This window comes from Algoriphagus lacus (genome assembly GCF_003583985.1).
Classification (GTDB): domain Bacteria; phylum Bacteroidota; class Bacteroidia; order Cytophagales; family Cyclobacteriaceae; genus Algoriphagus; species Algoriphagus lacus.
Window position 1 is genome coordinate 437,845 of sequence record NZ_QXML01000002.1, and the last position, 23,410, is coordinate 461,254.

19 protein-coding genes, 1 tRNA gene and 1 riboswitch are annotated in these 23,410 nt (G+C 43.0%); of the genes, 10 read left to right on the forward strand and 10 right to left on the reverse strand.

The window, feature by feature from the left end; all coding sequences use genetic code 11:
* Positions 1 to 26: 26 nt before the first annotated feature.
* Positions 27 to 1,757 (forward strand): RagB/SusD family nutrient uptake outer membrane protein, encoded by a 1,731-nt coding sequence (locus D0X99_RS06025; RefSeq protein WP_119476737.1) that lies wholly within the window; start codon positions 27 to 29, stop codon positions 1,755 to 1,757.
* Positions 1,758 to 1,896: 139 nt separating this feature from the next.
* Entirely contained in the window at positions 1,897 to 5,424 is a 3,528-nt protein-coding gene (locus D0X99_RS06030; RefSeq protein WP_119476738.1) for an FG-GAP-like repeat-containing protein, read from the forward strand.
* On the opposite strand, the gene D0X99_RS06035 is transcribed toward D0X99_RS06030, so the two are convergent.
* Positions 5,425 to 6,186: a creatininase family protein gene (locus tag D0X99_RS06035; RefSeq protein ID WP_119476739.1), complete on the reverse strand. Its 762-nt coding sequence runs from the start codon at positions 6,184 to 6,186 to the stop codon at positions 5,425 to 5,427.
* 87 nt (positions 6,187 to 6,273) lie between these two features.
* On the opposite strand from D0X99_RS06035, the gene D0X99_RS06040 reads away from it, so the two are divergent.
* From D0X99_RS06040 to D0X99_RS06055, 4 genes are all read left to right on the forward strand, one after another.
* Positions 6,274 to 7,260 (forward strand): isoaspartyl peptidase/L-asparaginase family protein, encoded by a 987-nt coding sequence (locus D0X99_RS06040; protein ID WP_119476740.1) that lies wholly within the window; start codon positions 6,274 to 6,276, stop codon positions 7,258 to 7,260.
* Entirely contained in the window at positions 7,257 to 7,994 is a 738-nt protein-coding gene (locus D0X99_RS06045) for a copper homeostasis protein CutC (protein ID WP_119476741.1), read from the forward strand. The genes D0X99_RS06040 and D0X99_RS06045 overlap by 4 nt, the downstream gene beginning before the upstream one ends.
* A 4-nt stretch (positions 7,995 to 7,998) precedes the next feature.
* A complete protein-coding gene (locus tag D0X99_RS06050) occupies positions 7,999 to 9,534 on the forward strand; it encodes an FG-GAP repeat domain-containing protein (protein ID WP_119476742.1) in 1,536 nt (511 codons plus the stop codon).
* Positions 9,535 to 9,652: 118 nt separating this feature from the next.
* Positions 9,653 to 10,111: a CBS domain-containing protein gene (locus D0X99_RS06055; protein WP_119476743.1), complete on the forward strand. Its 459-nt coding sequence runs from the start codon at positions 9,653 to 9,655 to the stop codon at positions 10,109 to 10,111.
* Between the two features lie 37 nt (positions 10,112 to 10,148).
* Here the strand turns inward: D0X99_RS06055 and D0X99_RS06060 are convergent, their stop codons facing one another.
* The 4 genes from D0X99_RS06060 to D0X99_RS06075 form a co-directional block, all read right to left on the reverse strand.
* On the reverse strand, positions 10,149 to 11,315 hold the full coding sequence (locus D0X99_RS06060; protein WP_119476973.1) for a trans-sulfuration enzyme family protein: 1,167 nt from the start codon (positions 11,313 to 11,315) through the stop codon (positions 10,149 to 10,151).
* A 101-nt stretch (positions 11,316 to 11,416) separates the two neighbouring features.
* Positions 11,417 to 11,519, reverse strand: a riboswitch (SAM riboswitch).
* Positions 11,520 to 11,580: 61 nt separating this feature from the next.
* Positions 11,581 to 12,141, reverse strand: a complete 561-nt coding sequence (gene pth, locus D0X99_RS06065; protein ID WP_119476744.1) for an aminoacyl-tRNA hydrolase — start codon at positions 12,139 to 12,141, stop codon at positions 11,581 to 11,583.
* An 81-nt stretch (positions 12,142 to 12,222) separates the two neighbouring features.
* Positions 12,223 to 12,795 (reverse strand): 50S ribosomal protein L25/general stress protein Ctc, encoded by a 573-nt coding sequence (locus tag D0X99_RS06070; RefSeq protein ID WP_119476745.1) that lies wholly within the window; start codon positions 12,793 to 12,795, stop codon positions 12,223 to 12,225.
* A 26-nt stretch (positions 12,796 to 12,821) separates the two neighbouring features.
* Entirely contained in the window at positions 12,822 to 13,748 is a 927-nt protein-coding gene (locus D0X99_RS06075; protein WP_119476746.1) for a ribose-phosphate pyrophosphokinase, read from the reverse strand.
* 217 nt (positions 13,749 to 13,965) lie between these two features.
* On the opposite strand from D0X99_RS06075, the gene D0X99_RS06080 reads away from it, so the two are divergent.
* Both D0X99_RS06080 and D0X99_RS06085 read left to right on the forward strand, forming a co-directional pair.
* Positions 13,966 to 16,992 carry a hypothetical protein gene (locus tag D0X99_RS06080; protein WP_119476747.1) on the forward strand — a complete coding sequence of 1,009 codons (3,027 nt, stop codon included), beginning with the start codon at positions 13,966 to 13,968 and terminating at the stop codon, positions 16,990 to 16,992.
* 115 nt (positions 16,993 to 17,107) lie between these two features.
* The gene (locus D0X99_RS06085; RefSeq protein WP_119476748.1) at positions 17,108 to 19,837 is read left to right on the forward strand and encodes a M14 family metallopeptidase; all 2,730 of its coding nucleotides are present in this window, start codon (positions 17,108 to 17,110) and stop codon (positions 19,835 to 19,837) included.
* A gap of 62 nt (positions 19,838 to 19,899) precedes the next feature.
* On the opposite strand, the gene D0X99_RS06090 is transcribed toward D0X99_RS06085, so the two are convergent.
* Positions 19,900 to 20,766 carry a dienelactone hydrolase family protein gene (locus tag D0X99_RS06090; protein WP_119476749.1) on the reverse strand — a complete coding sequence of 289 codons (867 nt, stop codon included), beginning with the start codon at positions 20,764 to 20,766 and terminating at the stop codon, positions 19,900 to 19,902.
* Positions 20,767 to 20,854: 88 nt separating this feature from the next.
* On the opposite strand from D0X99_RS06090, the gene D0X99_RS06095 reads away from it, so the two are divergent.
* Complete coding sequence (locus D0X99_RS06095; protein WP_119476750.1) at positions 20,855 to 21,574, forward strand: EcsC family protein; 720 nt, start codon at positions 20,855 to 20,857, stop codon at positions 21,572 to 21,574.
* A 33-nt stretch (positions 21,575 to 21,607) separates the two neighbouring features.
* Here D0X99_RS06095 and D0X99_RS06100 read toward each other — a convergent pair.
* A tRNA-Gln gene (locus D0X99_RS06100) sits at positions 21,608 to 21,680 on the reverse strand.
* A gap of 226 nt (positions 21,681 to 21,906) precedes the next feature.
* Here D0X99_RS06100 and D0X99_RS06105 point away from each other — a divergent pair.
* The gene (locus tag D0X99_RS06105) at positions 21,907 to 22,242 is read left to right on the forward strand and encodes a hypothetical protein (RefSeq protein WP_317133426.1); all 336 of its coding nucleotides are present in this window, start codon (positions 21,907 to 21,909) and stop codon (positions 22,240 to 22,242) included.
* A 55-nt stretch (positions 22,243 to 22,297) separates the two neighbouring features.
* Here the strand turns inward: D0X99_RS06105 and rplI are convergent, their stop codons facing one another.
* The 3 genes from rplI to rpsF are packed head-to-tail and all read right to left on the reverse strand — an operon-like array spanning position 22,298 to position 23,400.
* Positions 22,298 to 22,741, reverse strand: coding sequence for a 50S ribosomal protein L9 (gene rplI / locus D0X99_RS06110; RefSeq protein WP_119476752.1), 444 nt, complete (start codon positions 22,739 to 22,741; stop codon positions 22,298 to 22,300).
* Between the two features lie 39 nt (positions 22,742 to 22,780).
* Positions 22,781 to 23,032 carry a 30S ribosomal protein S18 gene (rpsR, locus tag D0X99_RS06115; RefSeq protein WP_092729973.1) on the reverse strand — a complete coding sequence of 84 codons (252 nt, stop codon included), beginning with the start codon at positions 23,030 to 23,032 and terminating at the stop codon, positions 22,781 to 22,783.
* Positions 23,032 to 23,400, reverse strand: coding sequence for a 30S ribosomal protein S6 (gene rpsF / locus D0X99_RS06120; protein ID WP_119476974.1), 369 nt, complete (start codon positions 23,398 to 23,400; stop codon positions 23,032 to 23,034). Before rpsF ends, rpsR begins: the two co-directional genes overlap by 1 nt.
* Positions 23,401 to 23,410 lie beyond the last annotated feature (10 nt).

Below are 23,410 nucleotides of genomic sequence, written 5' to 3' on the forward strand. Positions count from 1 at the left end.
TATAGAAACTATAATAGATTAATCAAATGAAAAATTTTAAATTAAAAATCGGTGCCCTACTAGCATCCACAGCGATGATGGTAGCAGTGAGTTGTAGCGATGATTTCCTTGAGGTACCGCCGGTAGGACAGCTGTCAGAAAATCAGCTTTCTACTTTGGCGGGAATTGATGCTGCGTTGATCGCTGCATATTCTCAAGTAAACGGTCGTGGCAACAGATTAGGGTCTCCTTCCAACTGGGTTTGGGGGAGTATCAGAGGGGGAGAGGCTAACAAAGGAACTGACCCTGGTGACTTTACCACAATTAACCCAATTCAGCGATTCGAAAACGATGCTGCCGGGGGTGAAATGGGTTCTAAATACAATGTTTGCTATGAGGGTATTGCTCGGGCGAATACGGTGTTAAGATTGTTATTGGATCCTGCACCAGATGTTACAGCAGCCGATAAGGTCAGATTGACATCTCAGGCAAGATTCCTCAGAGCTCATTTTTACTTTGAGTTAGCTCGTGACTACAATCAGACTCCTTATGTAGATGAGACAGTTGATTATGGAAGTGGACTTGAGGATACTAAAAATGATAAGCCACTTTGGCCATTCATTGAGGCGGATCTTAAGTATGCTGTAGAAAACCTTCCAGCTACTCAAGGTCAGGTTGGTCGAGTAAACGTATGGGCTGCAAAAGCATATTTGGCTAAGGTTTACCTTTACCAGAAGAAATTTGCTGATGCTAAGGCTTTGTTTACTGATGTTATCAATAACGGTGTTACCTCAAATGGTAAAAAGTATGATTTAGTGCCTTATTATGACAACGCATTCCGTGCTGCAAATGACAACCATGAGGAGTCTGTATGGGCTTACCAAGCTGCTGCAAACACTGGATCTGTTAACAACGCAAACCCTGAGTTTGACTTGAACTTCCCTTACAACACTGGTCCTGCAGGTCCAGGTAACTGTTGCGGATTCTTCCAGCCAAGCTTTACTTTCGTGAATGCATTTAGAACTGCAAATGGTTTGCCTTTATTGGACAAATCATATAACAGTGCTGCAAATGAAGTTAAGAATGACATGGGGATTGCTTCAGGTGCTGCATTCACTCCGGATGCTGGTCCTCTTGATCCACGTTTGGATCATACTGTAGGTAGAAGAGGTCTTCCTTATTTGGATTGGCAAGATCATCCAGGTGCTGCCTGGATTCGTAACCAGCCAAATGCAGGACCTTATTCACCTAAGAAGTATGTGTATTCAAGAGCTGAGCAGGGTCGTTTTCAGGACAACTCTTCCTGGACTCCTGGTTACACAGGCATCAACTTTATGATCATCCGTTTTGCTGATGTTCTATTGATGGCTGCTGAAGCTGAAATTGAAACAGGTGGTTTGGAAAAAGCACGTGAGTATGTAAACAGAGTTAGAACGAGAGCAAAGAATTCCTTCATCAAAAGAGCTGACGGAACCAATGCTGCTAACTATGTGATCAATACTTATGATGCACCTTGGACTAACGCTGACACAGCTCGTTTGGCAGTTCGTCACGAGAGACTTCTTGAATTGGGTATGGAAGGTCACAGATTCTATGATTTAGTTCGTTGGGGAACTGTTCAGGCTGAACTTGACTTCTACTTCGCTTATGATGCTAAGAAGCTTCCAGCTGCTTTGGGTGGAGCTAAATACACAGACAAGTACAGATGGGTTCCAATTCCTCAGGATCAAATTGACCTAGTAGGAGCAGATATCCTTAAGCAGAATCCAGGTTTCTAATAGAATCTTGATTCTTAAAAATCAGAGAAGGTCGAAAGGCCTTCTCTTTTTTGTTTTATGCATTTTTTGCGAAGGCTTTTGCCTACCTCAATTAAGAAAGTGCTAATTTCAGATTCCTATAAGCACCCTTTATTTCTCTATGAAGCCACGTTTACATCTTGTTTTTCTTGCTGGAATAAGTCTTTTAGTTTCTTGTAAAAAGGAAGACACGCTCTTTGTATTGAAGTCACCTGAGGAAACAGGAGTTGATTTCAATAATGAGATTATTGAGTCCGATTCCTTTAATATTCTTACAGACGAATATATTTTTAACGGAGGGGGTGTTTCTGTAGCAGACTTTGATCTGAACGGCCTTCCCGATTTATTTTTTACAGGCAATCAAGTCCCCAATCGCCTATATCTCAATGAAGGAAAGTTCAAGTTCAGAGATATTTCTGAGAGCGCAGGGATCATGGCTGCTGAGAAGTGGTGTACGGGAAGCGTAATTGTTGATATTAACCTCGACGGTTTTCCGGATATCTATGTGGCTGCGGCGATGAAGAAAGGCCCTGGTGAGCGGAATAATTTGCTTTTTGTTAACCAAGGCAAAGATGATTCTGGAAACATTTCATTTAAAGAGATGGCTGCTGACTATGGAATTGCTGATGCGGGGAATTCTATGGGGGCCGCTTTCTTGGATTATGATCTGGATGGGGATTTGGACCTTTACGTGTTGAACAATGAGCAATTAACCGCTAAGCCCACCAATTTTCGCCCAAAAGTGACGGATGGTTCGGCCGTCAATAATGATAGTTTTTACAGGAATAATGGTGACGGGACTTTTACCAATGTCACTATAGAGGCAGGAATTACCTTTGAAGGATTTGGTCTTGGACTTGCCATCTCTGATCTGAACAATGACGGTTGGCCGGATATCCATGTCAGCAACGATTACATTACCAATGATATTCTTTACATCAATAATCAAAACGGGACTTTTTCAAATAAAACCAAGGAGAACCTAAGGCATCAAAGCCAATTCTCCATGGGTTCGGATATTTCCGATTTCAACAACGATGCAATGCCTGATTTGATTACCATTGACATGTTGGGTGAAGATAATTACCGCAAAAAGACCACTATAGGTAAGAACGTCTACCAAACCTACATCAACAACGAGCAGTTTGGCTATGAATATCAGTATGTTCGAAATATGCTACACCTCAATAATGGTCCCGGGATTCCATTCTCGGAAATCGGCTTGATGGCAGGAGTTTATCAGACAGACTGGAGTTGGGCGCCGCTTTTCGGGGATGTCGATAATGATGGTTTGCGGGATTTGCTGATCACCAATGGTTTCCCAAGAGATATTACCGATAAGGATTTTGCAAATTATCGGGCTGATGTGGGAAGTATAGCTTCCACCCGTCAACTTTTGGATTCCATTCCAATTGTAAAAATTCCCAATTATGCCTACCGAAATACCGGGAACTTAGGATTTGAAGACACCGGTGAAAATTGGGGGCTGAATAAACCTTCCTTCTCGAACGGTGCCGCCTTTGTCGATTTGGATCAGGATGGCGACTTGGATTATGTGGTTAACAATATCAATGACCCGGCTTTTGTTTTTGAAAACAAACTGAACGAATCTGAAAAGGCACCGAATTACCTTCGAGTGAAACTGATAGGCTCTTCTAAAAATCCGCAGGGATTGGGAGCAAAAGTTTTGGTAAAACCAACTTCAGGGACTCAATTATATCAGGAAATGCAAGTGGTGAGAGGATATATGTCCTCTATCGAAGATATTCTCCATTTTGGTTTGGACAGTATTTCGTCTGTCTCTCAGCTTACTGTGATCTGGCCGGACGGGAAAGAATCGAATTTTGCCAATGTTCCAGCTAACCAAGTCTTAGTGGTAGATTATGCTGAATCAAAAGCCGGAAAGGATTCAGTGGCTGTTTTGGACCTCGGGGATACCCAGCAAGTGCTCAAGGAAGTTTCGGATGAATTGGGGATCACCTTTATCCATCAGGAAGATGATAAAATTGACTTCAACGTGCAGCGAACTCTTCCTCACAAGCTGACACAGTTTGGTCCGGCACTGGCTGTTGGAGATTTGGATGGAAATGGCAAAGAGGATTTGGTAATCGGCTCTGCGTCGGGTTATTCTCCGGTATGGTATGCCCAGCAGGACAATGGGAGTTTTGTTCAAAAGGAACTGCTTCCTGGAGAAAACCCGATTTTCGAGGAGACCGGTATACTCCTTTTTGATGCTGAAAATGACGGTGACAAAGATCTTTACCTAGTCAGTGGGAGTTCGGAGTTTTTGCCGGATGCGGTTGAATATCTAGATCGAATTTACCTGAATGACGGCAAGGGGAATTTTACGTTGGATAAGAATTTTTCAAGTGTAAAAGCAAACGGGAGCACAGTTCGAGGTGCCGACTTTGACGGAGATGGATTTCTGGATCTTTTTGTCGGGGGACGATCACCCATCGGAAAATACCCACTTCCTGAAAAGAGTTTTCTTCTGAAAAATGAAGGCGGTCAGATGAAGGATGTGACAGATCAGGTTGCTCCAGGACTTCGTGAGGTCGGAATGGTCACAGACGCGGTTTGGTCGGATATCAACGGTGACGGCAAAGTTGATCTGATCGTGGTGGGTGAGTTGATGCCAATTACAGTTTTTGTAAATCAGGGAGGAAAGTTTGTAAAACAAGCCGAGACCGGGTTGGAAAATCAGTTGGGATGGTGGAATTCACTTGCAACAGCTGATTTTGACCAAGACGGGGATACCGATTTTGTAGTTGGAAACTTGGGTGCCAACAATTCCCTTCATCCTTCCAAAGAAAAGCCGGTTAAGATTTATGCCAAAGATTTTGACAATAACGGAAGTGTGGATCCAGTCACTTTCGCCTATTACAAAGACAAACCCGGAGGAAAGTATATGTCTTTCCCAAGCCACTTCTGGGATGACTTGAATGGACAAAGCCCTATGTTTAGAAGGAAATTTGACCGTTACAAGTACTTCGCATTGAGTACGGAGGAATCCTTCTTTACCGAGGAAGAGAAGAAAGATGTGTTGATTTTGACAGGGAATTACGACCGGACCGTTTGGGTGGAAAATCTTGGAAACGGAAAGTTTTCCATACATGAGCTTCCTGTGATGGCTCAAATTGCCCCTACGAATGGGATTACCGCAGATGATATCAACGGAGATGGATTTTTGGATATCCTGATGGTGGGAAATGACTACGGCAATGAGATTTTCATTGGTAGGCTGGATGCTTCAGTGGGCTTACTTTTGCTCGGAGATGGAAAGGGCGGTTTTAGATCGGTCAATCCTCGAGAAAGTGGATTTGTGGTTCCTGGCGATGCAAAAGCCTTGGTCAAACTCAGTCCCGCGACCGGAAGTCCAATTTATTTTGCTTCTCAAAACCGAGGTAAATTGCTCGCCTTCCGATCAACTTCTTCGGAGGGAAAAGCGTTATCACTCGGCCAAGAGGCCATGGCTTTGATATTGGAGCTGGAAAACGGAAAAAGACAACGGGTTGAACTCAGCTTTGGGTCAGGTTTTGGATCCCAATCCACCAGGGAGGTGATTTTACCCAAAGGTGTAAAATCCGCGGTAATGATCGACTACAAAGGTCAGATGATTCCCGTGGAAATCTTCACCATGGGCAATTGATCAGCGGTACAATTCACCCGATTTTGCTGAACAAATATCTGAAATAAGCTCAGAGACCTTATCGGTCACATCCTCAAAATATCGCCTCCCTTTTTCAGGGGAGGCTTTTTTTGGATTTCCTATACCGGTGTCTTCCGTCACCTGAGACCATCTTCGTTCTGTCCAAGCCCATTTCTCGCGGATTCCTTTGATCACGGACTTCTTTTCAGTTCCATCACCGGCTTCTTCCAAAGGAAGGACCAATTCGGGATGAAGGTGTTGGATCAACGCAGTTTCCATTTCATCTGCGTGGTCACCAGCCTCCTCAAAGTATTTGGATTTATCCAAAGCCTGGTACCAGTTGCAGGTGAACAGGAGCATCTCCGGGTACTTCAATCCCAACTCCCGGAGCATAGGCTGAAAGTTATTTCCCCCATGGCTGTTCAAAATCAAAAGCTTTTTAATGCCCTGCCTATTGAGCACTTCGATGACATCGTTTAGGATGATCAGTTGGGTGCTGGGGTAGATGTTGATGTCCAGGTAGATATCGCTCTGTCCGGTATTGACTCCAAAAGGAATCGTCGGAAGTACGACTACTTTTGCCCCTTTTTCCCAGGCTTTTCTAGCCCCTTCTGCCGAAATCGCATCCGCTTCATACACATCTGTTCCGTAAGGCATGTGATAGTTGTGCGCTTCAGTTGCTCCCCAAGGTAACACGGCTAATTCATAGCGAAAGGTTTTTAGGTCTTTCCAGTTGGCTTCTTTCAAAAGATAAGGTCGCATGATAATTGTTTTTCAGGATTTGGATCGGTGGCAGGGGGATTTGAGTCAAAATTGATAATTTGAATCCCTGATTCTAAAATAGTCCCAATGTCTCAAAGAAGAAAGTTTATCAAGCAATCCCTCGTGGGCTCTGTTTTATTTTTACCTGGAGTAGCAGCAGCCTGTGCCCAAACTCAAACTACTCCAACCCCAACTGGCGAAAAACCCCTTATTTTATCCACCTGGAATCATGGCATTCCGGCAAATGACGCCGCTTGGGCCAAACTCAATGAGACGGGAAGCATTTTGGATGCTGTGGAAGCTGGAGTAAGGGTGACCGAACTTGATCTGGAGAACCTTTCTGTAGGCTTGCAGGGACTTCCTGACCGGGAAGGAATCACTACGCTGGATGCATCTATCATGACTGGAGATGGAGCTTGCGGGACTGTGGCTTTTGTCCGCCAGGTCAAACATCCGATTTCTTTGGCCAGAGCAGTCATGGAGAAAACACCTCACGTCATGTTGGTAGGGGAAGGAGCAAGGCAATTTGCAATTGCAGAAGGTTTTCCTTTGGAAGAGGAAAAACTCAGCCCAAAAGCTCAAGTGGAATACGACAAATGGAAAGTAACCAGCCAGTATAAACCCATCATCAATATTGAAAATCATGACACCATTGGAATGATCGGGATTGATGCCAATGGGAAACTGGCCGGAAGCTGTACCACCAGTGGTCTTGCTTATAAAATGCACGGCCGGGTTGGAGACAGTCCCATCATCGGAGCGGGTCTTTATGTGGATGATGAAGTTGGTGCTGCTACAGCCACTGGACTTGGAGAATCCATTATCCGGATTTGTGGTAGTTTCCTGATTGTCGAATTAATGCGGCAAGGAAGAACTCCTCAAGAAGCCTGTGAAGAAGCAGTTAAAAGACTGGTTGCTAAGAACAAAAATATAAAAGACATCCAGGCGGGGTTCCTTGCAATTAATAAGTATGGAGAAACCGGTGCGTTTGCAGTACATCCTGGATTCAACTTTGCAAAAGCTATTGCATCAGGAAATACGCTGATTGATTCAAACAGCCATTTTAAACCATGAGCAAGATTTTACTGGAAGCCCCGGTTTTCAATCTGCAAGCAGCAATGGAAGCAGCTCAATTTGGAATTGATCGACTTGAGCTTTGCGCAAATTTTCCCGAAGGAGGAGAAACGCCTAGTGCCGGTATGCTTCGTTTTTTGAAAAGCGAAGTGGATATTCCGGTGTTTGTAATGATTCGTCCCAGAGGTGGGGATTTTGTTTATTCCCAAAAGGAATTGATGGTGATGAAACATGACATCCAACTTCTGGGGGAGCTTGGTGCTGATGGGTTTGTTTTTGGTATTTTGGATGACAGGGGGAAAGTGGATGAATCCGCCTGTGAATGGTTGCTCAGGGCAGCGGGCGATAAACCCTGTACATTTCACCGCGCCTTTGATGCTTCGGCTGATTTGGAAGATTCATTGGAACGCATCGTTCACCTGGGTTTTCAGCGGATTCTGACTTCGGGAGGAAGAAACTCCCTTTCAGAAGGGCTTTCAGTAATTGAGAGTCTTTTGGAGAAAGCAAAAGATCGAATTATCATCATGCCTGGTGGAGGAACTAAAGCGGAGCATGTACCCATCCTAAAAAAAAGTGGATTGTTAAAAGAAGTTCATGCTTCCTGCAAAATAGCCAAACCTTCACCCAATCAGTTTGTAAACAGTGGATTGTCATTTTCTTCCATGCCTTTGGATTTCTCCAAACATTTTGGAGTCGATCCGGCATTAGTCAACGAGTTTAAAGCAGTTCTGTAAGCGCATGCGTTGGTTCATTTTGGGAGTAGGATTGTTGTTGTGGAGTTGTGGGCCCATTTCGGAGCGGAAGCAGCCACCCCCTAATTTGCAGCAGTTGGCTCAATCAGATTTGGATCTGAGTGGAGAGCAATTGGCAAATGGATATTGTGCTGCCTGTCACCTGAAACCGGAACCGGAGATTTTGGATAAGCTGACCTGGCAGACTAAAGTCCTTCCCGATATGCGAAAGCGAATGGGTTTGTATTTGGAGGAAGATTTTGGTACTGCTCTTCCGGAGGACGAAGGTGTTCCTCCAGGGATTTATTCAAAGGCTCAGCTGATTTCCCGTGAAAACTGGCAAAAGCTTGAAACTTACTATTTGGAAAATGCACCGGAAAAGCCCCTGCCTCAAGCAAAAAGTGAAACTCCTAAAGTTGGAATTCCAGGGTTTGAATTGGAAATTCCGGAATTTCCTTTCGTAAGATCCAGTCTTACAACGATGCTGAGGGTTCACCCAAAGTCAGGCAATCTTTGGGTAGGACACAGATTCCGAGCATTGTACGTTCTTGACTCCAAAAAGAAATTCTCCCAAATCGACTCCATTTCAACGCCTGTGGCACCCGTAGAGATTCGCTGGAAGTCGGACGAATCCTTTGATTTGTTGTCCATGGGGTTGATGGATCCGGCAAATGATTCGTTGGGTGTCTTAAGTACCTATTCCACCTCGGACAAGACCAACTGGAATTTTTCAGTTCAGGAAAAACTCATTCGGCCTGCCCATGTTGAATTTGCCGAATGGAATGGAGATGGAACTGAGGATTATTTGATTAGCCATTTTGGTAATCATGTAGGGAAATTGAGTCTGTATCTATCCAAATCAGGGGCCTTTGAAGAAGTGATTCTTAAAAAAGATCCCGGAGCTCGTAGGACGATTGCAATAGACTTTGACCAGGATGGGGATCAGGATATCCTGGCATTAATGACTCAGGCAAAGGAATCCGTGATTCTTTTTGAAAATGAAGGAGGAGGGAAGTTCCAGGAAAGAGTTTTGTTGGCTTTTCATCCTGCGTTTGGTTCCAGTGATTTTCGATATCAAGATATGACTGGAGATGGGCTTCCTGATCTGATTTTAGTCAATGGAGATAATGCCGATCAGTCCCAGATTTTGAAATATTATCATGGAGTTCGGATTTTCAAAAATACCGGAGAGGGCGAGTTTGAGGAAAGTTGGTTTTATCCGATGCATGGAGCAAGTGGATTGGAAGTTGGCGATTTTGATCTGGACGGAGACATGGATTTGGTTTCCATTTCATTTTTCCCGGACAAAAATCAGCAACCCAAGCAGGATCTGATTTATTTCAGGCAATCGAGCAGCGGTAAATTCGAACCTCACATTCTCGCAAATTCACCGGGATTTCATTGGCTCACGATTTCACAAGGTGATGTGGATCTTGACGGCGATCAGGATTTGTTGATCGGTACCTTTGCATTTGACCAGTTGTATAAGCCGCCTACGGACACTTGGAAACCCTTTGTAATTTTGAGGAATCGAGTCAAATAATCACCTGAAGATTTTATCAAAGAAGAAATAATAATCTGAATTGCATTTATTATTCATTTTTTAATTTTCATTTTATTTGAAAATCAGTATCTTATTAATCTTTCTAATTTAATAAGCTATGGTAAAAAGTTTTCAAGGGGTGAGAGTGGCGGAGCCAAAGGCCCCAATACAGCAGATATTGGTAAAAGATCATATGACTACCAATCTGGTCACTTTTCATCCTGAGGATTCAATTGATAAGGTTTTGGAGGAACTGACCAAGCGAAAAATTTCTGGTGCGCCGGTTTTGGATGAGTCCGGGGCCTTGGTAGGGGTGATTTCAGAAAGGGACTGTTTAGCAGAAATTATCAAAGGAAAATACACCAATACAGTGAGATTTCCTGCGAAAGTCAAGGAGCACATGAGTCCTAATGTCATGACCATAGACCCTGATATGTCGCTTTTTGATGCAGCTCAGAAGTTTTTGGAGCACAAACACCGTCGATTCCCGGTAATGAAAAATGGACACTTAGTTGGCCAAATAAGCTTGAGTGATGTTATAAGAGCTTTTCCCAAACTCAAACATACAACCTGGTAGAAGTTGAAAAGGCTCCGGAATTCTTCGGAGCCTTTTTTCATTTTGATTTTTCTATTGCATGTTCCACGTCTTTGATGATGTCCTCATAATGCTCCAGTCCGACGGACAGCCGAACAAGTCCGTCCACGATCCCAACTTGCGCCCTTTCTTCGGAAGAAAGTTTACTGTGAGTTGTGGAGGCCGGATGAGTGACGATACTGCGAGTATCACCCAGATTTGGGGTGATTGAGATCATTTGGAGCTCGTCGATGAAACGCTGAGCTCTGGCTGCGCCACCTTTAAGAGTCAAGGTAATGATTCCTCCACCTGCTTTCATTTGTTTCAGGGCCAAGTCATGCTGCGGGTGAGATTTCAGAAAAGGATATTTTACGGCATCCAGCTCTGAATTTCCCTCAAAATAGGCAGCTACTTTAAGTGCATTTTCGCAATGGCGATCCATTCTAACGGCCAGCGTTTCCATGCTTTTTGATAATATCCAGGCATTGAACGGGGAAATGGATGGGCCGGTATGTCGGGTGAAAAATTGAACTTCTTTGATCAGTTCTTTTTTGCCCAAAATCAATCCTCCCAAAACTCGCCCCTGTCCATCGATGTATTTGGTGGCGCTGTGGGTGACGATGTGTGCCCCCCACTTGGCGGGCTGTTGCAGGTAAGGTGTAGCGAAGCAATTGTCCACCACCAAGATCAGATTATGTACTGCGGCAAACTTGCCAGCCCATTCCAAGTCGATGATTTCGAGCCCTGGGTTGGAGGGAGTTTCCAGAAAAAGCATTTTGGTATTGGGCTGTACGAGTTTGTCCCAGTTTTGGCAATCGGAAATATCTCCATAGGTGGATGTGATTCCCCATTTTGGAAAAACCCGAGTCAGGAGCTGGTGAGTGGAACCAAACAAGGATCGGGATGCCAAAATGTGGTCCCCTTGCTGTAGCAAAGAGGCAATGCTTCCAAACATGGCTGCCATACCTGAAGCAGTCGCGATTCCGTCCTCTGTTCCTTCAGCTCGACAGACCTTTTCGATTAAATCAGAAGAGTTTGGATTGGCATAACGGGAGTAAATATTGCCTTGGATTTCGTCTGCAAACATGGCCCGCGCCTCTTCGGCAGACTCAAATGTAAAGCTGGATGTAAGATAAACCGCAGAGGAGTGCTCTCGCTGATCGGAGCGGTGCTGAATTCGGATAGAATCGGTTTCGAAATGACTCATGGTTTGGTCGGTTTGAACACAGGATTTAATCTTCGGGACTGAAAAAGAATTTCCCAAAGGCAGAATCCGAACCAGAAAGTGGGGCAGTAGTAAATTACGCCAATTTATAGTTCCCGCTAAGGGTAGGACTTGGCACCTTTCCAGACTAAAGGATGGTTGCCAGAGGGTCATCGAGCCTATTCTCTCGCCTCTTCTTTATAAATCAGTTTCCTGAAGTGGTGCAAAGAAAAAGGGAGAATTGGGTAAATCCAAATCTCCCTTCAAATCAATCGTTGAATTGGGTCATCGTTTGTGCAATTCCGATGGTGCAAAAGCCGTAAATCATTTCAATTGCTTTGTCCATCATGCTTGGGAGTTCGTCAAACTCCTGTTGAGAAAATCTCCCCAAAACGTAGTCCACTTGCCTTCCTTTTGGGAAGTTGTCACCGATTCCCATTCGGAGTCGGGGATAATCCTTACCACCGCAAAGAGCTTCGATATTTTTTAACCCATTGTGACCGGCAGCACTTCCTTTTGCGCGCATTCGAATCTTGCCAAAAGGAATGGCTACATCATCTACCAGCACAAGAATGTTTTCTTTAGAAATGTTGAGTTCTTTCATCCAATAGTTGACCGCTTTTCCGCTCAGGTTCATGTAAGTGGTTGGCTTGATCAGATGAAGCATCCTCCCTTTGTATTTTACCTCGGATTTGAAAGCCAATCGATCACTTTTCCAGCTTCCTCCTTCCTTGTCCACCAGTCGGTCGAGGGTTAGAAAGCCGATGTTGTGCCGTGTGAGTTCGTATTCAGGGCCGATATTGCCTAATCCGATGATGAGGTATTTCATGGTTCAGTGAACTTTGCGCTGCGAAAATAAAAAAATCCTGCCCGGTAACGAGCAGGATTTATAAGTTCAGGTTGGATTGAATTATTCTCCCTTTTTACCTCTAAGCGCTCTTGGAATTCCAACAGACACGATTGATACGTTTGGAGCTGTAAGGATCTCGAAACCCTCGGCCTTAACATCACCAACTTTGAAAGATTTACCCAAATCCAAAGAAGAAACGTCGGCTACAATGTAATCTGGAAGGTTTTTAGCCTTACCTCTTACTTTGAGTTTTCTGGTTTTAAACTCCAATTTACCACCCTTTGCTACACCTGGAGAACTACCTTCGATTTTCACAGGAATTTCGAATTTGATAGCCTTGTCTTCAGTGTAAGCCATGAAGTCTGCATGAAGCAAAGTCTCACTTACTGGATGATATTGTGCTTCCTTCAATACCGCTTTGATTATGGTGCCCTCTACATTCAGTTCCACCAAGTGAACTTCAGGAGTGTAAATCAAATCACGGAAAAGGATAGCTGGAGAATAGAAATGAATTTGTTCAGGAATTCCAGGTCCATAAACTACGCAGGGAACATTGCCGGAATCTCTGATTTCATTCAAAGCAGCACTGTCGAGATTTGCTCTTTTAAACCCTATAATCTCTAGTGTTTTCATAAGTATTTGTATTTAAAATTGGTTTTTCAAATGAATAGTGAACTGATCGAAGTATGACCTGTTACCGCATGAATTGCTTTGGCAAAGAGGTCTGCAACGGTCAATACTCTGATTTTTGAAGAATGCTGTTTAAGTGGAATAGTATCAGTGATGACCAATTCTTCCAAAACAGAACTTTCTATGTTTTCATAAGCTTTTCCGGAAAGTACACCGTGTGTTACGATGGCCCTCACCGAATTGGCTCCTTTCTCCTTGATTATCTGAGCGGCCTTGCAAAGCGTACCTGCAGTGTCTACCAGATCATCCACAAGAATCACATCCTTTCCTTCAACCTCCCCAATTACTTGCATGGAAGCGATTTCATTGGCTCTTTTTCTGTGCTTGTCACAGACGACCATTTCTACTTCGAAATGCTTGGCGAAAGATCTGGCTCTTGCCACACCTCCTACATCCGGAGCTGCAAAAATCATATCCGGAAGCCTAAGCGTGCTCAAATAGGGTGCAAAAATAGCTGATCCATTCAAATGATCCAAGGGTATGTCGAAAAATCCCTGAATCTGTCCCGCATGAAGGTCACAGGTCATGATTCGATCTGCTCCTGCCGAAGTCAGCATATTGGCAATCAATTTGGCAGCGATAGAAACTCTCGGACGGTCTTTTCTGTCTTGGCGGGCATATCCGAAATAGGGGATGACTGCGCAAACCTTGTATGCGCTCGCCCGCTTAGCTGCATCTATTAGCAGGCAAAGCTCCAAAATATTGTCGCTGGGAGCATTTGTACTCTGGATAATGAAAACGGTACAACCACGGATTGACTCATCAAAGCTTGGCGACATTTCCCCGTCGCTAAACTTGGACATGGTCAAGTCTCCGAGCTTTTTCCCATAATTCTTGGCGATTTTCTCGGCCAAATGAAGACTATTGGTGCCTGCAAATATTTTTACTTCAGACATGTTGAGTTTTTTTGGAGGAAGAGGAATGGTAAGGAATCACAAGCAAAAGTAAGGATTTTTGACTGATGGCAGGTTGTCTGATTGGTACGATTCAGAATTATATTTTGGCAAGTGGATTTTTTTGTGGATAGTAAACAATATTCATTTTTTTGTTGAGCTAGCTACCCGATCTTGTATCTTTAACTTATGTAGTTTTTTACCTCGTAACTGATTTTTTATGAGCCAGGAAAAACCAATTCACCTATCAATCGAGGTAAAATCATCAGATGGTACCCCAATCCAAATTGCTTCGCTCAAAATCAATAACAAGGAATTTGTTTCCTTAGAGCGACCAATTGATCAGAATTCTGATAAAACCTCTGATTCAATCTTATCAGAACCAGGGATTGTAGCATTGACTACAATATCTCCAAGTAGTAACGGGGCTCCAACGATTGAAGAGAAAAAAGAAGTGGAGGCAACTTCAAAAGCGAATATTGATCCTACTTATGACTACAATATTTTAGAGGAATTTGGGGGGAATTCTTTTTACAGGTCGTTTTGGGGTAAACTGAATTATAAAACATTGGATGACAAAACATCCTTGGTTACATATCTGGGAAATGAAGAAGTTTTTGATCAGGAATTTGTCGGAAAGTGGCTTGAACCTTCAAGAATTCATAAGTGCTCACAAGAATTCCCTCATAGGGGTAGGAATTATTTCCCCTCAGCAATTGCCGTGGTTTATTCCAGGGTAATTGAAGTGCGTGACGGGAAAAATTTAATAGTTGATTTTTGTTACAACGGTGGATCAATTGAATCGCCAAAAGAATCAACCAATCAAGATGGGACATTCTTTTTTGACAACAAGTTTTCGATAGAGGCTTGGGGCTCTTCTGTCAATAGGAAATCAAATTTGGTTGCAAAATCTGGTCAGGTATATGGATGTTTGGGTTTTCCAAAGATTTCAGTTGGGCCTGATTCCACTCTGAATTTCAAGTGGACGGGAGAAGGTGAAAGGCCGGCAATTCATTTAATGTTATCGGATGCCTTTACTGGTGATGAGCATGGCAGAGGAGAAGGGATGCCTGAAAGTTTTAAGGAGACCTTTGGAGAGAATCTCAGGATTTTTGAATTGCCGGGTAATGGCCGTGTCGAAATAGATTTTGACTGGCAATTGCTACCGCCGACTTACTCCCAAAAGGTGGTTCAATATGGCGTCCCAACCGGTGTGGTTTTTTATGATGGGGCAATCCTAAGCTCCCAATATGGGCTAAAACGATTTTCAAATTTTGACCAATTCAGAATCAGGAATCAAATGACCAAAGCCTTGGGATTTTCCAGAGCTGGAGTTACTTGTTCCATGCCGAATCAAGGCTACTGCAATGGAGGTGGAATTCATGATGGATATGATGTCACAGAGTTTTGCACGTATCGGTTTGAAGGAGACTGGTTTGCCAGAGATCCAAATAATATGAAAGCCAGAACAAGTGGAGGTCTGAGACTTGAGTGGATAGGCAAATCACCGGAATCACCGGGTCGCTTTGTGGAACTCGAATCCCAAAAGGCTTATGAATTTAAAAACCTCAGACTGCGGTTTCTATCAAATTCCGAGGTTGAAGTGGATAGCCCTGAATTTACTTGGTATCATTTGGCCTGTCAGGAATGGACCGGTGGAACAAGCACAGGTTCGGAGTTTACCTTTATTGAGATCCAAGGGAAAAGGATTGGGTTGAATTCCAATGGTGATTTTTGGCTCACTAACGGAGAAAATGATTTGGAGGGCAGATCATTCACCTCAAGGAGAGTTAGAATCTTTGATAAAATCCCAACTCAGGGAGACCTGATCAAACATGATTTGCAAAATCTGAAAGAGAGTGGACTGATTGGGAAAATTTCAGAAACCCGATTTGAAGTTTGGGGTTGGGCGATTCAAGCTGGAGATCAGGTTTCATATAGAGGTGAAATATTTACAATTGAGTCTACAGAAAGAAAATGGAAGACTTGGGAGCAATTTGCAGAACAAAATTCTCTGAATGATAACAGATTAAAAAGGGGTGACAGAAGAATTACGTATACAGAGCTAACGCTGGACAAGCCCGTGACTGATTCCTTGGCTTTGGTTCAATTCAAAGTTGAAAAAAGCATGTTACAGGATCTCTTGGATGGGGATTTTCGGGAAAGTTGCAAAGCGGGTTGGGGGATTGGTGATGAAGCTCCCGGTCACCTTATGTACATTGATTACAATGTCAATCTGATACTCAAAAATGTTGAAATCCATGGGATGATACGGAGCACTTCCAGGCCCCTTTGGTCTGAGACAACTAGGCGACATTCAGGATTCATCGATTCGATTTCGGTTAATGCTTTGGGGTCTCAAATTTGGAAAAAAGGCGATAAACTTTGGCTGGTTCATCCGGAATCAGCCAAAATGCAACAAGTTGAACTTTCGGAAAATTTTAATGGAAACCAAGGCGATGTAAAGATCCTTCCTTTGACCCTTTCGCAGGAATTCCCCCAAAACTCAGTTCTTGTAGGTTTATTTTCACTTGCTACTGAATCAAGATTTGAGCACATAAAATTTATCAAGGAAGACCTTTCTCCTTGCTATTCCGAGCGGATTGATTATCGTCCGCAGGGTTTGAGGTTGAGGCAACTATTGACAAATGACTCGTCCAAACGGGTTCAGATCATAGGGGGTAGGATCAGTTGGTACAGCAATCTGGAAAATCGGTTTGAGCCGGAGGTTGAATTTTCAGAAAGGCCACTTTTAGTAAATACCAAATCAGTTGTACCGATGATATTAAATCCAATTGTTAGAGACAAAAAAGGGGTAGTTTTTGGATACCAATCAAAAGAAGCCGGTAAAGAAGAATTCTTCATTTCTTATCGGATAGTCGTGTCTCCAGGAAAATCAATTGATTTGTGTAACTCGATGTTGGGAGCAGATCTTTATTTGGAAGGTAACGGGGAGTTAATTCTAGATCAGCTTTCATCAAAAAATTACATCGATAATAACAGGGATAGTGGAGTCGGGTTTAGCCTAGTAGTTCAGGATAAATTCCAAAAATCCGAATCCTTGGTTTTAAAGGGAAAAGGAGGAAGGGTTGGATTGATGGTAAATTCTCCATATCCGATAGGAGTTTTAAAAATTGATTTTCAAAATTGGGAACTTCGTCCGGGACTTTTTAACGGGGCTGGATTTCAGTCTGCCCAGAACCAAAATGATCCGAGGTATTCCGAGTTTATAAGGATTTCAAAATAGAATAGGCCGCTTTGATGATTCTAATTTCCTTTCCTGTAAAAATCGCATAGTGTTCAATCTTTGGTTGATGAAAGCATTGTAAATCGGCTATTTTTAAAGAAATATTATTGAGCCTATGAAGTTTTCTATTTTAAGGCAGTCCGGATTTCTGATTGCCCTGGTTTTTTGGGTTTCTTTTTCTGAAGCCCAAACTGTTCCCACTCCCAAATCCCACTTTGGTTTCGACATTGGGGATGAATACATGCTGGCAAATTTCAGTCAAGCCGAGGCCTATTTCAAAAAAGTCGATGAAGCAAGTGATCGAGTAAAGCTGGTGGAGATCGGCAAAACAGAATTTGGCAGGTCTCAACCCATGATGATTATCACTGCGCCAAAGAACTTTTCCCAACTGGATCGATATAAGGAGATATCTCAAAAACTGGGCAGAGCTGAGATATCAGAATCAGAAGCAAAAGCCCTTGTCAAAGAAGGTAAACCTGTTGTCTGGATTGATGGAGGACTGCATGCCAACGAAGTGGTAGGAGCGCAGCAGGTGATCGAGACACTTTACCAATTGGCTTCGCGAAATGATGAAGAGACCCTGAAGATTCTTGATGAGGTAATCATCCTTCTAGTTCATGTTAATCCTGATGGAATGGAAATTATGTCCGATTGGTACATGAGCAATCCTGACAAAACGAAGCGAAATCAGAACATCCCTGTGCTCTACCAGAAGTATGTTGGTCATGACAACAACCGGGATTTTTACATGAACAACATGTCGGAGTCATCCAATATTTCCCTTCAGCAATATGTGGAGTGGCTTCCCCAAATCGTCTACAACCATCACCAAGCCGGACCTGCCGGTACGGTGGTGGCAGGTCCACCTTATCGTGATCCATTCAACCATGTGTTTGATCCGCTGATCATTACCAGTTTGGATGCTGTAGGAGCTGCAATGATCAATAGATTACATGTGGAAGATAAACCGGGATATACCAGGCTAGACGGTTCGGTATTTTCTACTTGGTGGAACGGAGGTCTTCGGACTACCCCTTATTACCACAACATGATCGGTATTTTGACAGAAATCGTGGGAAGTCCATCGCCTTACTCCATTCCATTGGTTCCCGATCGTCTTATTCCCAACAATGGAAATCCATTTCCGGTCACTCCAGGTCCTTGGCCTTTCCGCAGGTCTATTGACTATTCAGTTTCTCTGAATTATGCGATTCTTAACCATGCAGTAAGACATGGAGATGAATTGTTGTATAATTTTTACAAAATGGGCCGTAATTCCATCGAAAGAGGAAATACCGATACTTGGACACGATTCCCAAAGTATGCTCAGGCTATTCAGGATGAATTCGATGCGGCTCAGAAAAAGAAAGAGGCTGATGATGAAGATGCTGCATACTTTGGATTTAGGTCAGGATTGCCGATTCAGTTTTATGATTCCGTTTACAAAGACCCATCCCTTCGTGATCCTCGTGGGTATATTTTGCCTGCTGATCAAGCTGATTTCCCTACGGCTATCAAGTTTTTGAATGCTCTGATCAAATCTGGAGTTGTGGTACATAGGGCTACAGCTGACTTTATGGTGAATGGGAAGTCTTATCCCAAAGGTTCTTACATCGTGAAAACCGCTCAGGCATTCAGACCGCACGTGTTGGATATGTTTGAGCCTCAGGATCATCCCAATGATTTCTTGTATCCGGGAGGACCTCCGATTCGCCCTTATGATGCGGCGGGTTGGACCTTGGCCTACCAAATGGGTGTGCAGGCTGACCGAATCATGGAAGGTTTTGAGGGACCATTCGAAAGAATTGCGTATGGTCAGCTCCTTGCTCCGGAACCGGCTTCAGTACCTTCTGCCTCTGGCTATTTGCTGGATGCAAGAGTGAATGATTCATTCCTTGCAGTCAATGATTTGTTAAAAGCTAAAGTGAAAGTCTATAGAACTTCCACAGCTTCCAATGGTCTTCCTGCTGGTTCTTTTTACATCCCAGGCTCTGGAAAAAAAGCGCTTGAAACAGTTTCAAAGTCCTATGGTGTTAAACCTGTAGGAGTACAAGGACAACCTAGCGGTTCAAAGGAAGTTAAGCCTTCCCGAATAGGATTGTTTGATATGTATGGAGGTTCAATGCCGTCAGGCTGGGTTCGTTGGATGATGGAGCAGTTCCACTTTGATTACAAACAGGTTTTTGCTCAGGAAATCGACGGTGGAAATCTTAACTCGAAATACGATGTGATTTTATTTATCGGTCCTGGAATGCCAGGAGGCGGTGGAGGATACGGTGGAGGAAGTCAACCTAAGAAAGAAGACATTCCTGCTGAATATCACAACATGCTGGGAAGGCTGACAGTGGATAAGTCCATTCCTCAGTTGAAGTCTTACCTTGAAAATGGCGGGCAGATTATTACCGTGGGAGCAGCGACTTCCTTGGCAAACCATTTGAATCTTCCTGTTTCCAATGCTTTGGTCGAGATTGTGGAGGGGAAAGAAAGAAGTTTGACTGGAGATAAATACTACATTCCGGGCAGTGTGCTGGAAATGCATGTGGATAATTCTGCTACTGCCAACTATGGGATGGGTGCGACGGCTAACGTTCTTTTCAACAACAACCCGGTATTCAAATTATCTCCGGATGCGGCACTGAAAGGGGTAAAGCCCTTGGCTTGGTTTGGCACAGAACCGCCATTGAAAAGCGGTTGGGCTTGGGGTCAACAATACCTGAAAAATGGAGTGACTGCCTTTGAAGCTCAGGTTGGGAAAGGCAAGCTTTACGCTTTTAGCCCCGAGATTACTTTCCGCGCTCAATCCCATGGAACATTCAAAATGCTTTTCAACGGCCTTTATAAGTAAAAAGCCTGTTGTTGAAAATGGAAGCTGCCCGAGATAAAAGTTCGGGCAGCTTTTTTTTTTGCTTAGATTTTAAATTTCTCCTTTAGGTAGTCGATCGCCATGCCATAAGCTTCCTTGCTTGCGGCCTCATCGTATTTTGGATTGCTGGGATTGGAGAAACCGTGGACCGCAGGGAAAATTTTGTAGGTCAGTTTCTTTCCTGCTGTTTCCATATTAGCTGCAAACTCCTTGATAATCGCTTCAGAAATGTATTGTTCTGTGGCAAAAAGGCCCAAAACATCAGAATTCAAAGTCTTAAGCTTTTCAATGTCACGAACAGGCATGCCATAATAGATTACCGAACCGATATTTTGATCGCCATTTAGGAGGGCTGACTTCAATGACCAGCTCCCTCCAAAGCACCAACCAACATTGGCAATTTTAGCTTTTGGGCCAGCCATGCTTTTAGCTCCTTTTACGATGTTTTCAAGACGATCCTCTTTCATAGATTGCATAAATTGTCCCGCCTCCTGAGGATTTGTGGTGACCTTACCGTCATACATATCCAAGGCGATTACATTGACTTTTCCACCCAGATCATCGTAGAATACTTCAGCCTGATGCTTGATGTGATCGTTGAGCCCCCACCATTCCTGATAAACAAAAAGCCATTGATCAGAAGGAGAAGTAGCTTTTAGCAGATATCCTTTGGCTTGCATTCCATCACCGGTGGGAAAACTTACCATTTCGCCTTTGGCATCGAAATCAAAAGAAACCGGGGATGGGTGAAATGCCGCAAATCCAGGGGCATTGACAAACTGTGCCATGTCATCAGATGGAGCATGGCAAAGGGTGATTTCTGAGAAGGGATCGGAAGGAACCGTAGTTTCCTTTGGAAAAAAGAAAAGGCTGCTCAGAATCAAAATCAGCACTAAAAAGGGTTTGATCATAGCTGTTTGGTTTGGTAAAGATTGGGTTATATTGAATTCTAACTTGATTGGCATAAAATAAGTTTAATCCACTATATCACTAGAAGGAATGGATTCGTACCAGCATTATGTGGACGCTGAATTAGGTCTTTGGCTTTTTGAGATGAAAAAGCCAGTTAGTCTCCTTGGCCGGCTAACTCAAGGTTTACAATCTAAGGTCAATAAGGTGATCCCTGAGAAAATCCACCAGGCGATCACTTCTGCAATTGAAAATATGGTGAAAGGTGTTCTTATTGGTTCAAGTTGGATCGTTCCGAAAGCTGAATCCGGATTGTTGTTAAAAGAACGAGAACAGAAAGTGAGAAACCGCATCAAATGGTATAGGAACACAGCATCTGTTGAAGGTGCAGTGACTGGAGCGGGAGGTTTATTGCTTGGGTTAGCCGATTTTCCAGCTTTTTTGACGATCAAAATGAAAATGCTCTTTGATATTGCAGCTCTCTATGGGTTTGATACCAAGGATTACCACGAGCGATTGTTTCTACTTTATGTTTTTCAGCTTAGTTTCTCGGGGCAAATAAGGCGAAATGAGCTTATTGGACTTTTGGAAAATTGGGACAGTTATTCCAAAACTTTGCCTAAAAATCTGGACTCATTTGATTGGAGGACTTTTCAGCTGGATTATCGGGATTACATTGATCTGGCCAAGTTGGCACAATTGGTTCCGATTATCGGGGCACCGGTAGGGGCAATTGCCAACTTTAGATTGACTGAGCATTTGGGGAAAAATGCCATGAATGCCTTTAGATTGAGGATTTTGAATAGGTGAAAACAAAAAAAGCTTCCAAGTTGGAAGCTTTAGTTGATCCACTAGGGCTCGAACCTAGACTCTTCTGAACCAAAATCAGACGTGTTGCCAGTTACACCATGGATCAGTATTGATAAGAAGCACATCCGCTTCTTTTAAAGTGTCACAAAGGTAGAGTTCTGGTCTATTTTTTCCAAACAGGCTTTTGAAGTTTTTTTCTACTTGATTGTAATTTCCTTGAATTCAGCCAGAAAAAAACTAATTCAAATCAGCCAGGGAAAAATTGACTTTCTGACTCAAATGGGATTTTTTGAAAGGAAAATTTCGTTCCGAAATCGATTGAAATTTCGTTTTTGTTAATTTTAAATCACTTATGTTGCATACTTGGAAATATTTATCTTGTTTTGATTCAAATTTTGAAAACTAAACTAAAATTTGATAGTGCTATGAAGGCGGATAAAATGGAAAAATTGGTGGCAGAGGTCATTGAAAAATTAGAGAAATTGAAACTGACAGAATTGGCTTCAGAATTAAGCTGGTGCTGGGTGAGTTACCAAAATGATCAAAACCCTGTAGGGGTAATCGCTAAAGCTGGGCAAGCATTGGCAGCATTCAAGGAGGCGCGTGAGAAAAATGTAAAGGCTGTAGCCAAGAAGCTTGTGGAAGACTTGGAGAAAGCTTTAGCTTAAAAACAAGAAAGGCTCGCAGTGATGCGAGCCTTATCTTTTTGAATTTGAAGTAAGATTATTCTCCTACTACAACAAATTTCACTTTAGTTTTCACCTCTCTGTGAAGATCAACGTCAGCTGTAAATTCACCGGCACCTTCTACTGGTACGCCGATAGAAATTTTCTTTCTATCAATGTCGAAACCCTGTGAAGCCAAAGCGTCTGAAATCTGGAGAGTAGTTACTTTACCGAAGATTTTTCCGGAATCGCCAATTTTAGCTTTGATTTCAAGAGTTACTTCAGCAAGTTTTGCAGCAATGTTTTCAGCTTCAGTCTTGATTTTTTCTGCTTTGTGAGCAGCTTGCTTGATGTTTTCAGCAAGAATTTTTTTGTTTGAATCTGTAGCAAGTACAGCGAATCCCTGAGGTATCAGGTAGTTTCTGCCATAACCTGGTTTTACACTTACCAAGTCATTTTTATAGCCAAGACCTTTGATGTCTGTTTTTAGAATGATATCCATTTGTAATGATCTTTTGTGATTGAACGATACAAGACCGAATTATTTCAAACCATCGGTTACGAATGGCAACAAAGCCAAATGTCTTGCTTTCTTGATAGCCTGAGCTACTTTTCTCTGGTATTTTGCAGAGTTTCCGGTAAGTCTTCTAGGAAGGATTTTACCTTGCTCGTTAACGAATTTCAAGAGAAAGTTAGGATCCTTGTAGTCGATATACTTGATACCGTGCTTTTTGAATCGGCAATATTTCTTTCTGATTTCGCCTCTGTTGATTGGTTCGTTTACTAGTGTCATTAGGCTTGCTCCTCCTTAGCTTCTGCTTTTTTGTTAAATTCTCCTTTTCTTCTTCTGTCAGCATAAGCAATGGAATGCTTGTCCAACACGGTAGTCAAGAAGCGCATCACTTTTTCATCACGTCTGAATTCAAGCTCAAACTTGCGGATGATGGTTGGATTAGCCTTGAACTCAACCAATACATAGAATCCTGTAGTCTTTTTGTCAATGGTGTAAGCCATTTTCTTCAGACCCCAGTTCTCCACATTGATTACATCTGCCCCCTCTTCTTTTAACAAGTTTACAAACTTGTCGACGGTATCCTTCATCTGAATCTCAGACAAAACGGGAGTTAAAATGAATACCGTCTCATAATTTCTTTGGAACATTTTTTTAATG

Coding starts and splice junctions, on each gene's coding strand:
- D0X99_RS06045 (WP_119476741.1), top strand. CDS start 7,257: ATGAGCAAGATTTTACTGGAAGCCCCGGTTTTCAATCTGCAAGCAGCA.
- D0X99_RS06090 (WP_119476749.1), bottom strand. CDS start 20,766: ATGATCAAACCCTTTTTAGTGCTGATTTTGATTCTGAGCAGCCTTTTC.
- D0X99_RS06075 (WP_119476746.1), bottom strand. CDS start 13,748: ATGTCTGAAGTAAAAATATTTGCAGGCACCAATAGTCTTCATTTGGCC.
- rpsF (WP_119476974.1), bottom strand. CDS start 23,400: ATGTTCCAAAGAAATTATGAGACGGTATTCATTTTAACTCCCGTTTTG.
- D0X99_RS06080 (WP_119476747.1), top strand. CDS start 13,966: ATGAGCCAGGAAAAACCAATTCACCTATCAATCGAGGTAAAATCATCA.
- rpsR (WP_092729973.1), bottom strand. CDS start 23,032: ATGACACTAGTAAACGAACCAATCAACAGAGGCGAAATCAGAAAGAAA.
- pth (WP_119476744.1), bottom strand. CDS start 12,141: ATGAAATACCTCATCATCGGATTAGGCAATATCGGCCCTGAATACGAA.
- D0X99_RS06050 (WP_119476742.1), top strand. CDS start 7,999: ATGCGTTGGTTCATTTTGGGAGTAGGATTGTTGTTGTGGAGTTGTGGG.
- D0X99_RS06025 (WP_119476737.1), top strand. CDS start 27: ATGAAAAATTTTAAATTAAAAATCGGTGCCCTACTAGCATCCACAGCG.
- D0X99_RS06040 (WP_119476740.1), top strand. CDS start 6,274: ATGTCTCAAAGAAGAAAGTTTATCAAGCAATCCCTCGTGGGCTCTGTT.
- D0X99_RS06095 (WP_119476750.1), top strand. CDS start 20,855: ATGGATTCGTACCAGCATTATGTGGACGCTGAATTAGGTCTTTGGCTT.
- D0X99_RS06070 (WP_119476745.1), bottom strand. CDS start 12,795: ATGAAAACACTAGAGATTATAGGGTTTAAAAGAGCAAATCTCGACAGT.
- D0X99_RS06085 (WP_119476748.1), top strand. CDS start 17,108: ATGAAGTTTTCTATTTTAAGGCAGTCCGGATTTCTGATTGCCCTGGTT.
- D0X99_RS06030 (WP_119476738.1), top strand. CDS start 1,897: ATGAAGCCACGTTTACATCTTGTTTTTCTTGCTGGAATAAGTCTTTTA.
- D0X99_RS06035 (WP_119476739.1), bottom strand. CDS start 6,186: ATGCGACCTTATCTTTTGAAAGAAGCCAACTGGAAAGACCTAAAAACC.
- D0X99_RS06055 (WP_119476743.1), top strand. CDS start 9,653: ATGGTAAAAAGTTTTCAAGGGGTGAGAGTGGCGGAGCCAAAGGCCCCA.
- rplI (WP_119476752.1), bottom strand. CDS start 22,741: ATGGATATCATTCTAAAAACAGACATCAAAGGTCTTGGCTATAAAAAT.
- D0X99_RS06060 (WP_119476973.1), bottom strand. CDS start 11,315: ATGAGTCATTTCGAAACCGATTCTATCCGAATTCAGCACCGCTCCGAT.